The sequence below is a fragment of the Citrobacter sp. Ce119 genome (assembly GCF_030334525.1).
Classification (GTDB): Bacteria; Pseudomonadota; Gammaproteobacteria; order Enterobacterales; family Enterobacteriaceae; genus Citrobacter; species Citrobacter europaeus.
The window spans coordinates 538200-552677 of record NZ_JAOWDR010000047.1; the positions used below are offsets into that span (position 1 = coordinate 538200).

15 protein-coding genes are annotated in these 14478 nt (G+C 50.7%); 6 read left to right on the forward strand and 9 right to left on the reverse strand.

Annotated elements, in window-relative coordinates:
- The first annotated feature begins 175 nt into the window (after nt 1-175).
- On the forward strand, nt 176-1036 hold the full coding sequence (locus OGV80_RS11300; protein ID WP_043016598.1) for a fructosamine kinase family protein: 861 nt from the start codon (nt 176-178) through the stop codon (nt 1034-1036).
- 53 nt (nt 1037-1089) lie between these two features.
- Here the strand turns inward: OGV80_RS11300 and OGV80_RS11305 are convergent, their stop codons facing one another.
- On the reverse strand, nt 1090-1626 hold the full coding sequence (locus OGV80_RS11305; RefSeq protein ID WP_043016599.1) for a YniB family protein: 537 nt from the start codon (nt 1624-1626) through the stop codon (nt 1090-1092).
- 167 nt (nt 1627-1793) lie between these two features.
- On the opposite strand from OGV80_RS11305, the gene hxpB reads away from it, so the two are divergent.
- From hxpB to tcyP, 4 genes are all read left to right on the forward strand, one after another.
- Nucleotides 1794-2462: a hexitol phosphatase HxpB gene (gene hxpB, locus OGV80_RS11310; protein ID WP_199995119.1), complete on the forward strand. Its 669-nt coding sequence runs from the start codon at nt 1794-1796 to the stop codon at nt 2460-2462.
- A gap of 146 nt (nt 2463-2608) precedes the next feature.
- A complete protein-coding gene (kduD, locus tag OGV80_RS11315; protein WP_043017928.1) occupies nt 2609-3370 on the forward strand; it encodes a 2-dehydro-3-deoxy-D-gluconate 5-dehydrogenase KduD in 762 nt (253 codons plus the stop codon).
- A gap of 83 nt (nt 3371-3453) precedes the next feature.
- Nucleotides 3454-4053 carry a metal-dependent hydrolase gene (locus OGV80_RS11320; RefSeq protein ID WP_087050648.1) on the forward strand — a complete coding sequence of 200 codons (600 nt, stop codon included), beginning with the start codon at nt 3454-3456 and terminating at the stop codon, nt 4051-4053.
- Nucleotides 4054-4188: 135 nt separating this feature from the next.
- Nucleotides 4189-5580: a cystine/sulfocysteine:cation symporter gene (tcyP, locus tag OGV80_RS11325; protein WP_043016601.1), complete on the forward strand. Its 1392-nt coding sequence runs from the start codon at nt 4189-4191 to the stop codon at nt 5578-5580.
- Nucleotides 5581-5645: 65 nt separating this feature from the next.
- On the opposite strand, the gene cedA is transcribed toward tcyP, so the two are convergent.
- Nucleotides 5646-5909 carry a cell division activator CedA gene (gene cedA, locus OGV80_RS11330; protein WP_072025560.1) on the reverse strand — a complete coding sequence of 88 codons (264 nt, stop codon included), beginning with the start codon at nt 5907-5909 and terminating at the stop codon, nt 5646-5648.
- Nucleotides 5910-6101: 192 nt separating this feature from the next.
- Here cedA and katE point away from each other — a divergent pair, with 192 nt between their 5' ends.
- Nucleotides 6102-8360, forward strand: coding sequence for a catalase HPII (katE, locus tag OGV80_RS11335; RefSeq protein ID WP_286514917.1), 2259 nt, complete (start codon nt 6102-6104; stop codon nt 8358-8360).
- 36 nt (nt 8361-8396) lie between these two features.
- On the opposite strand, the gene chbG is transcribed toward katE, so the two are convergent.
- From chbG to osmE, 7 genes are all read right to left on the reverse strand, one after another.
- Nucleotides 8397-9155 carry a chitin disaccharide deacetylase gene (chbG, locus tag OGV80_RS11340; protein WP_172863099.1) on the reverse strand — a complete coding sequence of 253 codons (759 nt, stop codon included), beginning with the start codon at nt 9153-9155 and terminating at the stop codon, nt 8397-8399.
- A 12-nt stretch (nt 9156-9167) separates the two neighbouring features.
- Nucleotides 9168-10523: a 6-phospho-beta-glucosidase gene (locus tag OGV80_RS11345; protein WP_043016604.1), complete on the reverse strand. Its 1356-nt coding sequence runs from the start codon at nt 10521-10523 to the stop codon at nt 9168-9170.
- Between the two features lie 124 nt (nt 10524-10647).
- Entirely contained in the window at nt 10648-11490 is an 843-nt protein-coding gene (gene chbR, locus OGV80_RS11350; RefSeq protein ID WP_087050652.1) for a transcriptional regulator ChbR, read from the reverse strand.
- Between the two features lie 10 nt (nt 11491-11500).
- A complete protein-coding gene (chbA, locus tag OGV80_RS11355; RefSeq protein WP_003030618.1) occupies nt 11501-11848 on the reverse strand; it encodes a PTS N,N'-diacetylchitobiose transporter subunit IIA in 348 nt (115 codons plus the stop codon).
- A 54-nt stretch (nt 11849-11902) separates the two neighbouring features.
- Nucleotides 11903-13261, reverse strand: coding sequence for a PTS N,N'-diacetylchitobiose transporter subunit IIC (gene chbC, locus OGV80_RS11360; protein WP_003030619.1), 1359 nt, complete (start codon nt 13259-13261; stop codon nt 11903-11905).
- Nucleotides 13262-13348: 87 nt separating this feature from the next.
- Nucleotides 13349-13669, reverse strand: a complete 321-nt coding sequence (chbB, locus tag OGV80_RS11365) for a PTS N,N'-diacetylchitobiose transporter subunit IIB (RefSeq protein WP_003030620.1) — start codon at nt 13667-13669, stop codon at nt 13349-13351.
- Nucleotides 13670-13967: 298 nt separating this feature from the next.
- Nucleotides 13968-14309 (reverse strand): osmotically-inducible lipoprotein OsmE, encoded by a 342-nt coding sequence (gene osmE, locus OGV80_RS11370; protein WP_003030621.1) that lies wholly within the window; start codon nt 14307-14309, stop codon nt 13968-13970.
- Nucleotides 14310-14478 lie beyond the last annotated feature (169 nt).

Consider the following 14478-nt stretch of genomic DNA (forward strand, 5'->3'; position numbering starts at 1 on the left):
AAGAAGTGAATCATGTGCAACCGGACGTCTTCACATCGATGCGAGGTGAAGAAGAACGACAAACATTAAGTGCCTTTCCAGCGATGACGCGTCAGTGGTGTGCGTCAGTTCGTGTTTTTTAACCGCATTCTTGCGCTAACCTTATGATCTGGCAGACAACATGGGGAGAGACATCATGTGGCAGGCTATCAGTCGTCTTTTAAGCGAGCAACTAGGTGAAGGCGAAATCGAACTGCGTAACGAACTGCCCGGCGGAGAGATCCACGCCGCATGGCATTTACGCTATGCGGGGCGCGATTTTTTCGTCAAATGCGATGAAAGAGAGCTGTTAACCGGCTTTACGGCGGAAGCCGATCAGTTGGAGCTACTTTCTCGCAGTCAAACTGTATCTGTACCGAAAGTCTGGGCGGTAGGCGCAGACAGAGATTACAGCTTTCTGGTGATGGATTTCCTCCCTCCCCGTCCGCTTGATGCGCACAACGCTTTTATCCTCGGCCAACAGCTGGCGCATTTGCATGAATGGAGCGATCAGCCGCAGTTTGGGCTCGACTTCGATAATGCGCTCTCTACCACGCCCCAGCCCAACACCTGGCAACGTCGCTGGTCAACCTTTTTTGCCGAGCAACGTATTGGCTGGCAGTTGGAACTCGCCGCTGAAAAAGGCATTGCGTTTGGCAATATAGACGCCATTGTCGAGCATGTTCAGCAGCGTCTCTCTTCCCATCAACCGCAGCCGTCTCTTCTGCACGGTGATTTGTGGTCCGGGAACTGCGCTCTCGGTCCAAACGGTCCGTACATCTTTGACCCTGCCTGCTACTGGGGGGACAGAGAGTGTGACCTGGCCATGCTGCCGTTGCATACCGACCAGCCGCCGCAAATCTATGACGGCTATCAGTCTGTTTCGCCGCTACCATTAGATTTTCTCGACAGGCAGCCTGTCTACCAGCTCTATACGCTGCTGAATCGGGCAATTTTGTTCGGGGGGCAGCATCTGGTGGTCGCGCAGAAAGCGCTGGACAGGTTACTGGCGGCTTAGCCTGCTTATCAGGCCTGGCGTTTCACAACGCGGCAGGCCTGATAGACCTGCACTTACAAAAAGCCCAGCAATGAAAAGAAGAAGTAGCCGATCACGATAACAATCACCGGCAAAATATAGAGTGGGAATATTTGCAAAAAAATCGTATGGTGCGGAACCACGATACGCGACTCAAGTTGCGCGCGCGATAAACCTTCACTGCCTTTTGCCTGTTCCAGAATCAACTGGTCCTCAACGCCCTCGCGTAAAAAACGCGCCTGACGACTCATTCTGGCACCGGAGTCCTGCAACGCCAGACCGATAAAAATCAGAATGAAAATCAGCCAAAAGACGAGATTCAGTCCACTTTGAAAATCGGGCGTCGGCGAGTTATACCAAAACACGTTAAGAAAAGGTGTGTTCACCCGCATCATGTCGATCATCACATGGGCAAAATCGAGCATGACTGCGTTAATTCCTTCCTGCTTTTCGCTGTGCGCATACATAAACTTCAGTACTGAAACCAGCGTTGAAATCAGCGCGGGAATGAAAACCACCCATCCCACCAGCCTTTTCAAGATGGCAATGCGTCCAGCTTGTTGATACGTCATGAGTTCCCCTTGATTAAGACGTGTCATTTTGGCCTAAGTTTACCCGTTGATTACCGTTTTCGCCTGATCTTTAAAGGCGGTATACTGCCGAATAAGCCATAATGAACGCTTAGAGCCCGTTCTGGCTGGCTCTTAATCCCTTTTATCACCGTACAGGAGAGGTTGTGATGTCAACCCCGCGTCAGATTCTTGCTGCAATTTTCGATATGGATGGATTACTGGTCGATTCTGAACCGCTTTGGGATCAGGCTGAACTGGATGTGATAGCAAGTTTAGGCGTTGATATCTCCCGCCGCCATGAACTTCCCGATACCCTTGGCTTACGCATCGACATGGTGGTTGATTTGTGGTTTGCGCAGCAACCATGGAATGGTCCCTCACGTCAGGAAGTTACCGAGCGCATCATTACCCGGGCAATTGCGTTAGTAGAAGAAACAAAGCCGTTGCTGCCGGGTGTGCGTGAAGCCGTGGCGTTGTGCAAATCTCAGGGAATCAAAGTAGGACTGGCATCCGCCTCGCCGCTGCATATGCTGGAAAAAGTGCTGACCATGTTTGAGCTGCGCAGCAGCTTCGACGCACTGGCTTCTGCGGAAAAACTGCCCTACAGCAAACCGCACCCACAGGTTTATCTCGATTGCGCGGCGCTACTGGGCATTGATCCATTGAGCTGCGTTGCCCTGGAAGATTCCGTCAATGGCATGATCGCCTCGAAAGCGGCTCGCATGCGCTCTATCGTAGTACCTGCACATGAAAATCAGGACGATCCTCGCTTTGTACTGGCCGACGTAAAACTGTCCTCGCTCACCGAGCTCACCGCCCTTCATCTGCGCGGCTAATCCTGTGACGGGCAATGTTCGGATTGCCCGCTTTCCCTGCTTTTGTTTTTTAAAACATCGTTTCATTTCCAATTGTATTTCTGTTTAACCTCTCCTATCCTTGCCCTACAGAGCAAGCGTTAATGGCATATATAGTTGAGGTAAACATGATTCAGGAAGCTTTTCGTCTCGAGGGTAAAATCGCTATCGTCACAGGATGTGATACCGGCCTTGGGCAAGGTATGGCAGCGGCGCTGGCGGAAGCGGGCTGCGATATCGTCGGCGTGAATCGTAAAATACCGCATGAAACCGCAGAGATAATTAACGGCCTTGGTCGGCGCTTTATGGCCATTCAGGCCGACCTCAGCCAACAGGATGCGCTCACCAATATTGTGACACAAGCGGTGGCGGCGTTTGGCCGGGTCGATATTCTGGTTAACAATGCGGGAACCATCCGCCGTCAGGATGCGCTGGACTTCAGCGAAAAGGATTGGGATGACGTGATGAACCTCAACCTTAAATCCGTTTTCTTTCTGTCACAGGCCGTGGCGCGCCAGTTTCTGGCTCAGGGCAACGGCGGAAAAATCATTAACATTGCCTCAATGCTCTCTTTTCAGGGCGGTATCCGCGTACCATCCTATACCGCATCAAAAAGCGGCGTGCTGGGTATCACCCGCCTGCTGGCTAATGAATGGGCGCCCCTGGGGATTAATGTTAATGCCATCGCTCCCGGCTATATGGCGACCAATAACACACAGCAGTTGCGCGAAGACAGTGAGCGTAATCAGGAGATTGTCGATCGTATTCCCGCCGGACGCTGGGGCACGCCAGATGACCTGAAAGGCCCGGTCGTTTTCCTCGCCAGTCCTGCCTCTGACTATATACATGGCTATACGCTGGCCGTGGATGGCGGTTGGCTGGCGCGGTAAAGGCGCACTTGTGACAAAGGGTTACAACGTCACCTCTTCCGCCTACTGTATAAAACCCCTATACTGTATGAATCGACAGTTTATTGGGTTTTATCATGACGGCGGAAGGTCACCTTCTTTTTTCTATTGCCTGTGCGGTATTTGCCAAGAATGCCGAGCTAACGCCCGTTCTTGCGCAGGGTGACTGGTGGCATATTGTTCCTTCAGCCATTTTAACGTGCCTGCTGCCGGATATCGATCATCCCAAATCCCTGCTGGGGCAGCGTCTGAAGTGGATATCAAAACCCATTGCCCGGGCATTTGGTCATCGCGGGTTTACGCATAGCCTGCTGGCAGTCTTTGCCCTGCTAGCCACGTTTTACCTGAAAGTCCCGGACACGTGGATAATACCGGCAGATGCCTTACAAGGTATGGTTCTTGGTTATCTCAGCCATATACTGGCCGATATGCTAACCCCGGCGGGCGTTCCTCTGCTTTGGCCATGCCGCTGGCGTTTTCGTCTGCCGATCCTCGTGCCGCAGAAAGGTAATCAACTGGAGCGGTTTCTGTGCATGGCGCTGTTCGCGTGGGCAATCTGGATGCCGCAGACCGTACAAGAGAACAGTGCGGTGCGCTGGTCATCACAGATGATAAATACGCTGCAAATGCAGTTTAATCGTTTTATAACGCACCAGGTTGACTAATTAATCAGCCAAAAAGTCATTTTTGGCATAAACAATTCCATTTGAATATAAGAGGCAAGTCACAGTTCTGCTAATCTTGCGCCAACAGAATCACCTTTAAACGGTGATCCGCATAATAAGATCAGGAGAACGGGGATGAACTTTCCATTAATCGCGAACATTATCGTGTTCGTAGTGCTGCTGTTGCTGCTGGCGCAAGCCCGTCACAAACAGTGGAGTCTGGCAAAAAAAGTACTGGTCGGTCTGGTCATGGGTGTCGTGTTTGGCCTCGCCCTGCACACCATTTATGGCTCCGACAGCCAGGTTCTTAAAGATTCCGTACAGTGGTTCAACATTGTCGGCAACGGTTATGTCCAACTGCTGCAGATGATTGTCATGCCGCTGGTGTTTGCGTCTATTCTCAGCGCCGTCGCACGTCTGCACAACGCCTCTCAGTTAGGTAAAATCAGCTTCCTGACCATCGGCACCCTGCTGTTTACCACGCTGATTGCCGCGCTGGTAGGGGTTCTGGTGACCAACCTGTTCGGCCTAACCGCCGAAGGTCTGGTTCAAGGTGGCGCCGAAACCGCTCGCCTGAATGCGATTGAAACCAATTATGTTGGTAAAGTTGCCGACCTCAGCGTTCCGCAACTGGTGTTATCCTTTATCCCGAAAAACCCGTTTGCCGATCTGACCGGAGCGAACCCGACGTCGATTATCAGCGTGGTTATCTTCGCTGCATTCCTGGGTGTTGCCGCGCTGAAGCTGCTGAAAGATGATGCACCAAAAGGCGAGCGCGTTCTGGTCGCTATCGATACCCTGCAAAGCTGGGTGATGAAGCTGGTTCGTCTGGTGATGCAATTGACTCCGTACGGCGTTCTGGCGCTGATGACCAAAGTGGTTGCAGGCTCCAACCTGCAGGACATCATCAAGCTGGGTAGCTTTGTCGTGGCCTCTTATCTCGGTCTGGGCATCATGTTCGTGGTTCACGGGATCCTGCTGGGTATTAACGGCGTTAGCCCGCTGAAATACTTCCGTAAGGTGTGGCCGGTGCTGACTTTCGCCTTCACCAGCCGTTCCAGCGCAGCCTCAATTCCGTTGAACGTTGAAGCGCAAACCCGTCGTCTGGGCGTGCCTGAATCTATCGCCTCTTTCGCCGCCTCTTTTGGCGCCACGATTGGCCAGAACGGTTGTGCGGGCCTGTACCCGGCAATGCTGGCAGTAATGGTCGCGCCGACCGTCGGAATCAACCCGCTGGACCCAATGTGGATTGCCACGCTGGTCGGTATCGTGACCGTGAGTTCCGCAGGCGTTGCGGGTGTCGGTGGCGGAGCAACGTTTGCCGCGCTGATCGTCCTGCCTGCTATGGGTCTGCCGGTCACGCTGGTTGCGCTGCTGATCTCCGTTGAACCGCTGATCGATATGGGTCGTACCGCGCTGAACGTAAGCGGTTCTATGACTGCCGGTACGCTGACCAGCCAATGGCTGAAGCAGACCGATAAAACGATTCTGGACAGCGACGATAACGCCGAACTGGCGCATCGCTAAGCCGGTTAGTTGAAAAACAAAAAACCGCCGGAGTGTCATGCTCCGGCGGTTTTTTTTTATATCCATTAATCGCTCAGTTCATTTTCCTGACGAACCTGATTAGCCCAGCGTTGCGCTGATTCCGGGACCGTAAATGCAGGCGAACGTTGAAACGCCTCCCCCATTAAGACAAAAGCGACATATTTTCCGCGCAGTATCCATACGTCACGAAACGCATCCATTTTAACCGCATGCTCTGGTGGGGCAGGCTCCACGCGAGGAACATAGCTGATAACCGGACGATTTTGTTGGCGAAGAGGTTTCATAATCAGTTGCTTCACTAAAGACAAATTCTAAAAATCAGAAAACTGCTATCTTAGCCGATTTTGCCTCCTGACGTCCTGCCTTGCGTGCGCTGTTTGCCTGGTTCATCGCGCTTTACACCATCGGTCTGTTCCTGCGCCACTGAGTGAGTGGTCTATAGTTAAAGCTTTTGACGGCAACAACGACCCTTTAAGCGATGAAAGCAGGAGAAGAGTTTAATGTCACAGAATGATAAGCACCCACTCCATCACTCAGCGCCGGTTCATGATGCCAGCGAATCCCAGCCAGGACTTGACTCACTGGCTCCAGCAGACGGTTCACATCGGCCAGCGCCTGAACCCACGCCACCAGGCATGCAGCCCACTACGTCTGGCAGCTTAAAAGCGCCTGACGTCACAAGTGACAAACTCAACGCGCTGGAGAGTTTTCGCAAAGGAAGCGAGGATTTTGCCCTGACCACCAATCAGGGCGTGCGCATTGCGGATGATCAAAACTCTCTGCGCGCCGGAAACCGTGGGCCCACCCTGCTGGAAGACTTCATCCTGCGGGAAAAAATCACCCACTTTGATCACGAACGCATCCCTGAGCGGATCGTACATGCCCGAGGTTCTGCCGCTCACGGTTACTTTCAGCCCTATGCCAGCCTCAGCGCAACGACGAAAGCGGACTTTCTGAGTGATGAAAATAAAATCACACCGGTTTTTGTGCGTTTTTCTACGGTTCAGGGCGGCGCAGGCTCCGCGGATACAGTCAGAGATATTCGGGGGTTTGCGACCAAGTTTTACACTGAAGAGGGCATTTTCGATCTGGTGGGAAACAACACGCCTGTTTTCTTTATTCAGGATGCCCATAAATTCCCGGATTTCGTCCATGCGGTTAAACCGGAGCCGCATTGGGCAATCCCACAGGGCCAAAGCGCGCATGATACCTTTTGGGATTATGTCTCATTACAGCCGGAAACGTTGCACAACGTCATGTGGGCAATGTCCGACCGGGGTATCCCACGCAGCTATCGCACGATGGAAGGCTTTGGCATCCACACATTCCGGTTAATCAATGCGCAAGGGAAAGCCACCTTTGTCCGATTCCACTGGAAACCGCTGGCAGGCAAAGCGTCGCTGGTATGGGATGAAGCGCAAAAACTTACCGGTCGGGATCCCGATTTTCATCGTCGCGATCTGTGGGAAGCTATCGAAGCGGGCGATTATCCGGAATATGAACTGGGGCTACAGTTGATTCCCGAAGAAGACGAATTTAAGTTCGATTTTGACCTGCTCGATCCGACCAAGCTTATCCCGGAAGAGCTGGTTCCGGTGCAACGCGTCGGTAAAATGGTGCTGAACCGCAATCCGGATAATTTCTTTGCTGAAAATGAGCAAGTCGCGTTTCATCCCGGACACATCGTCCCCGGCATCGACTTTACCAACGATCCCCTGCTGCAGGGCCGCTTGTTCTCCTATACCGATACCCAAATCAGTCGACTTGGCGGGCCAAACTTCCATGAAATCCCGATCAATCGCCCAACCTGTCCGTACCATAATTTCCAGCGTGACGGCATGCATCGTATGGACATCGATACCAATCCTGCCAACTATGAACCGAACTCTATCAATGATAACTGGCCGCGCGAAACGCCGCCGGGACCAAAACGCGGTGGATTCGAGTCGTATCAGGAACGTATTGAAGGAAACAAAATCCGCGAACGCAGCCCCTCTTTTGGCGAATACTATGCGCAGCCTCGCCTGTTCTGGCTAAGTCAGACGCCAATTGAACAGCAGCATATTATCGGTGGATTCAGTTTTGAACTTAGTAAAGTTACGCGCCCCTATATTCGTGAAAGAGTGGTCGAACAGTTAGCTCATATTGACACGACCCTCGCCAAAGCGGTTGCCGATAATCTCGGTTTTGAGCTAACCAAGGAACAGACCAACATTGCGCCGCCGCCCAACGTCAACGGTTTGAAAAATGCACCATCACTCAGTTTATATGCGGGTTCGCAGGGAGAGATTAAGGGCCGTGTGGTCGCCATCCTACTTAATGACCAGGTGAAATCGAGCGACCTGCTCGCCATCATGCAAGCGCTACAGGCTAAAGGCGTACATGCCAAATTGCTCTATTCCCGAATGGGTAATGTGGTTGCCGATGATGGTTCTGCCCTGACGATCGCCGGTACTTTTGCGGGTTCGCCATCCCTGACGGTAGATGCGGTTATCGTTCCGTGTGGCAATCTCGCGGATATCGTTACGAACGGTGATGCCCGATATTACTTACTCGAAGCGTATAAACACTTAAAACCTATCGCCCTGGCTGGCGATGCTCGTCAGTTTAAAGCAACGTTGAATATCAAAAATGAAGGAGAGGAAGGCGTGGTTGAAGCGGACAGTGCAAACGCACAGTTTATGGATACCCTGCTGACGCTGATGACCGCGCACCGCGTCTGGTCACGCGCCGGAAAAATAGACACGATTCCTGCCTAAAAAAATGCGGCGCATTAAGCGCCGCAAACTCAGGAATTACACGTTCAGAAAACTGCCAAGACGATAACCGCGCTCCGCAATAGCATATTTCAGTGACGAAGACGTCAGCACGTCGAGCTCAGTTAAGCGGGGGTAACAGTAGGCACTTTGACGAATAATGTCATCGATAAAGGCTGGGTGACACATCACTTCCAGCGAGGACTCTCCCCGGTCTGCTGACGCGTCAAGCGTTTGCAAAAACAGAGCTTCAGAAATCGCCTCGCCGTAAAACTCACTGCTGAATCCCTGGGAAGTCCGTAACGTCTGTGGAAAGTCAGACGCCTGGAATACCGCCTGACGATCGATCCGTAACGCAATCCCTTTTTGGGCAGCAAACCCGGCCACTATAGGGAAAATCTGCGGGAACATATGCACGTGGTGATGGCTATCCAGATGCGTCGGCTCCCGCCCGAACAGGTCAATAAAACGCTGATACTGCGCGGCCAGCTCCTGAGAAATTTCATCCAGCGGTAAGATGTCTTCTTCAGCCATCTGCCAGATCCATTTCCCCAGTAATCCGTCACGAGTAAGACCAGGCATTGCCGTCAACGGCCTGCCCAGCGTCAGAACAAAATGCATGCCGACGGCAAGTTCCGATATGTCGCGACTCAGCTGTACCGCATGGTCAATTGCCGCGCCGTTAACCAGTGCCGTCGTCGAGGTGACAACGCCATTGCGGCAGGCTTCAACAATGCCGTAGTTTTGTCCTTTACTCAGGCCAAAATCATCCGCATTTACAATCAGTACGCGTTCCATAGCCGACCTCAGTTAGTGTTGTTCGCTTTTGAGTTTTTCAATACACCCGGCAAAGTTTGGCAGCCATTTTTCATGCGCCAGAATCAGCTCACGCGCCAGGATCTCGGCATCGCTGTCGGAGTGCACCAGCGGACTCAGGTTCAATGCCAGCAGCACATCATTCAGCTCGCCGCTCAATGCCGCATTGCTCGCCGCGACCTCGAAGCCTTTAATGGTATAGATAAGGCCGAGCACTTTCTCATCAAAATGGGTAATCCGTGGATGCGGCGTAGCCCCGTTACGTCCCAGCGTGCAGGTCATCTCTACCGCCCAGTCCGCAGGGATATTATCAACATGCCCATGGTGCGGAACGTTGACATAGTGCTCGGTCTGTTTGTCGTTGTAGATGGCGTTGATCACTTCGCAGGCCGCATCGGAGTAATAGGCTCCACCGCGCTGCTCCAGTTCTTTCGGCTTCACGTTCAGATCCGGGTTTTTGTAGAGATCAAACAGTTGTTTCTCCACTTTCTGTACCACCTGAGCGCGCGCGCCGCCCTTATAGTATTCACCCATTTCAATCGCCAGCATCTCTTTTGGCTTGAAGTAGTAGAGCAAATAAGAGCACGGCAGCAGTTTCAGCGAACGAATCAGTCCTTCACTAAACGGCAGGTCAAAGATGTTCTTCACGGTAGAGGCTTTCAACTGGCCCGAAGCTACGCCGTCCAACAGTTCATCAAAGCGTGATGTACCGTTCACCAGTACGTCTTTAATAAAGACCATATGGTTGAGACCAAACAGATCGATGGATAAGTCGTCGCTCTCGTTAAGCGCCAGCACATCGCTAATGAACATTTTCATGCCGACAGGAATATTACACACGCCGATGAATTTCTTGAAATTCGTATGACGATAGACCGCTTCAGTCACCATCCCGGCCGGGTTAGTAAAGTTAATCACCCACGCATTCGGGCACAGTTCTTCCACATCTTTCACAATATCAAAGATAACCGGAATGGTACGCAAACCTTTGAACAGCCCACCAGCGCCGTTAGTTTCCTGCCCCAGATAACCGTGACTCAGTGGAATGCGCTCATCCTTTTCACGGGCTTTTAGTTGCCCTACGCGCAGCTGGGTAGTAACGAAATCAGCATCTTTCAGCGCTTCACGGCGGTCCAGTGTTTTAAACAACTTCATCGGCACACCCGCTTTGTCGATCATTCGCTGGCAAAGGTCAAAAATAATGTCCAGTTTCTCTTTTCCACCGTCGACATCAACCAGCCACAACTCAGAAACCGGTAATTCATGATAGCGCTTAATAAAGCCTTCAAGTAATTCAGGGGTGTAGCTGCTCCCGCCACCGATAGTGACGACTTTTAATTTCTGGCTCATAATTTCTCCCTTCAGTGTCAAAACACTGACGTGTATTATGCTCAACCCGTTTGTCAGGTATAGCGTGGCTGTCCCGACGCTATTTTGGGCAAGCTATAAAAAATGGGTTATTGGCAAATAATATCTACTGATTAAATTCAGTTAATTTCTTACGATAGCTATTAGGTGTAAATGACGTCAGCTTTTTAAACGTTTTAATAAACAGGCTTGGACTACTGTAGCCAGACTCATAAGCAATATCCGTTACAGAGTAGTTAGTCATTTCCAGCTGTTTTTTAGCAAAGTTAATGCGGATTTCATTGATGATCTGCATCGGCGTTTTGCTGTAATAACGCTGGGTAGCGCGGGTCAGATACTCCTGGGATTTCGCGGACAGGTGTACCATATTTTCCAGCGCATTCTCGCTAAACTGCCGTTTGTCGTGCATGGTCTCGACGGTTATTTTGAGCCACTGCGGAATATCATCTAACACCTGCTCTTCGCGATGATGGCGTAACCGATTAATAATATAGAAGGTGACCACTTCTACAAATTCATCGAGCCCGCTCTCACGAAAGTTCAGTGATGCAATAACCGTTTCAATATAGGTAAGAAACGCGTTATTCGCGTGATAGACCTGCGATGCAACAAAACAAAATGGCAGCAGCGGATGATAGTGCTGTTCAAAAAAACGTTTACTGATGCCGACGTTAAGGATCCTTGTTGCACCAAAATCATAAAAACTTTGGTGGTGCGATCCCAACGGGATAAAGACAAAGTCTCCACGTTCGAGCAGTACGCGTTTGCCGTTGATTTCCTGATAATAGCGCCCGGTTAACACCAGGGTGAATTCATAGTAGTCATGCTGATGCAGCCCGCTGATGCTCTCAGTTTTGTTATAGATGAACACATGGAAATTTTTGCCATTAAATAGCTGCTGCTCATAGACGGTCTTGATTTCCGGTGCGTTAATCTGTAGCTGCATTATGCACTCCTCGCTATTTCAGCTTTTCGTGAAGCTCAATCAGTTCAGTCACCAGCTCACGCGCCAGCATTGATGTCATCAGGTGGTCCTGCGCGTGGACCAGCACCAGGCTAACTTTCATTTTACCTTCGCCCTGATCGCCTTCAATCAGTTTCGTTTGCACGAGGTGCGCTTCGTTCAGCGCCAGGCGAGACTGGTCCATCATGGCCTTAGCCGACTCGAAATCACCTTGCTTGGCCATTTTGAGCGCGCCGTACGCCAGGCTACGCGCCTGACCAGAATTAATGATGAGGCCCATCACCACTTCTTCAAGTTCTTCTGCTTCTGACTGGGTGTCGACGATGTTTTCGATATCCAACATACTTTTTTCCTCTGGTTCAGTCCGGCATGACCGTGAAGCCATGCCGGATTAAATTTAGAATTTCAATGCGTTAGCGATATCTTCTTCGCTTTCTTCTTGATCAATAACGTTCTGCGCTTTATTGGCTACCACCACGAATGGCAGGTAAACCAGCGTTGCAATACCGAGGTTGAACAGCGCGACCAGCAGAGCAGCGACGCTACCGTTGGTGTTAAAGAACGCGCCCAAACCGGTTGGCATAGTCCACGGTGCAATGTTGGTAATCGGTGGAATAATGCCTGAGTAATAAGCTGCCAGCGTAATCGCCGCCAGAATCGGCTGAACCAGAATGAATGGGATAAACATCACCGGGTTCATGATGATCGGCAGACCAAACAGGATAGGTTCGTTAATCTGGAACAGACCTGATGGCAGCGCCAGTTTAGCAACCTGACGATAGTCAGGACGACGCGATGCCAGGAAGATAGCGATAATCAGACCCAGCGTTGCCCCGCTCCCTCCAAGGAAGATGTAGGAGTCGAGCATCGGTTTCGCCCAGACGTGGAACGTCTTACCGGCTTCCAGCGCGGCGTCTACGGAACCAAACTGTTGGTAGATGGAGATGTTTTCCAGCGCCCATGGCGTCATGATTCCGCTGTCCAGCGCGGTCAGCGCCAGAGAACCGTGAATACCGAAGAACCACAGCAGTGGAACAAAAATCACGTAGGCCCAGCCCACCACGCTGCCCAATGACGCCAGCGGAGTTGAAATGGAATCCATGATGATCTGGTGGAAGTTCGTACCCCAGGTGTTCAACGCCCAGGCGATGATCCCCATAATGGAGAGGATGAGGAAGCCAGGAATCAGTGCAGAGAAAGAACGCGATACGGATGTCGGTACGCTATCAGGTAATTTAATAACCCAATTGCGACGGACCACAAAGGTAAACATTTCCGCGACCGCGAGGCCGATAATAATACCGGAAATAATATTGGCACCGCCGAGCCAGTTTGCGCCAACGGCATAGGCTTCACCCACGCTATATGGCGTTACGGTCATAAACGCGGCGACGGATAACAGCCCGGCTGCCAGTGAATCGACTTTGCGCTCTTCTGCCAGCGCCATGCCAATAAAGAACGGCGCCATCAAGGACATGATACCCAGCGTACCGTTATAGACGTTTCCACCAATGCCTTTCAAACTATTCAGCGTTTCAATAGTTGAGGCATCAAGTCGAATACCCATTGAATAAAAAAACGACCCCTCCCCAAAGCTCAGGAAAACGTTATTGATTAATACAAACATGGCCCCTGCGAGGGTTAACGGCATTAAACGAATAAAGCCGTTTTTGATTGCATTAACGTGTGGCTGCTTTCCAATTTTTACAGCAAAAGGAAGGAGTACCTTTTCAAGTGAAGCAATAGCGTTACTCATAGAAAAATACCCTTAAATACCGCAATTGATAATTACGGTGAATGTTAATGAAATAACTCTTTGACGGGAAAAATTAAAATAAAATAATTAATTTGCTGCGGCTTTTTTAATTGCTGCAACTGCAGCCTTAAGCACGCCTAAACCATCGACTTTGCCATACAGCAGCGAGTCAATCACTTCCACAGGCTTGTTGGGTAACAAGCGCTGAATTTCGGGCAACATATAAGCAATTTGTGGACCTAATAATACGACATCGGCCGCAGGACCTTTTTCTCCGGCCAGCGTCTCAGGAAACGCTTCAATAATAACCGGTACTTCGTATTTTTCGGCCTGAGCACGCATCTTCGAAACCAACAATGAAGTCGACATGCCCGCAGAACAAAACAGATAAATGTGTTTCTTTTCCATTAAAACGATCCTCATATGCGATTATCTGTCAACCAGACACTCCGCAAGCCATAACCTGCATCCATGCTCTGGGTAACTTGCGTCAGCTAAATTACTTTTTTAGGTGGCTGAAATGAGTATACGGGATTGCACCGATGGATGGTATTTCCTTGACCAACTAAATTGTCTCTCCTTGACCTGTCGTTATGACCCCCCTCACATTTCGGGCAAATAATTCGCGGCAATAAATAAGATCGTGTGGCACAAAAAAACCGGCGCGATGGCCGGTTCTTCTGTGTGCTCAGGCAATAAACAGTTGTTACTTCTTCGCCGCCTGCGGGTCGGTGTCGTACTCTGCACAGGTCTGATAACCAGAGTTAATCACGTGTCCGGTGTCGTCCAGAGCAACAAAATAGGTTTCAGCTTTACCATCTCGTTGACCCAGGATGTAGGTCTGGCATGTCCCACGTGCATGAATCATACTGACTTCAGAAGAAGGTTTACCGGCGATCTGCGCCACCTGCGCCCGGCTCATCCCTTTCTTCACATCTTTCACCACGGGCTGAACAAATTGGTCTTTGGTACGGTCGTAGGCCGTACACCCTGCCAGCATAGTCAAAACAGCCGCTGCGCTCAGAATTCCTGTTAGATTCTTGTTCATATTCCGTCCTCTTTTATTTCAGCGTGTTATATAAGCCTGGAGCACAACAACGCATTTTTCAAGCAATCAGATGATACTTAGGTAGTTTCGGAAAATTCTATACCTTAAATAATTCGAGTTGCAGGAAGGCGGCAAGGGAGTGAATCCCCAGGAGCTTACTAAAGTAAGT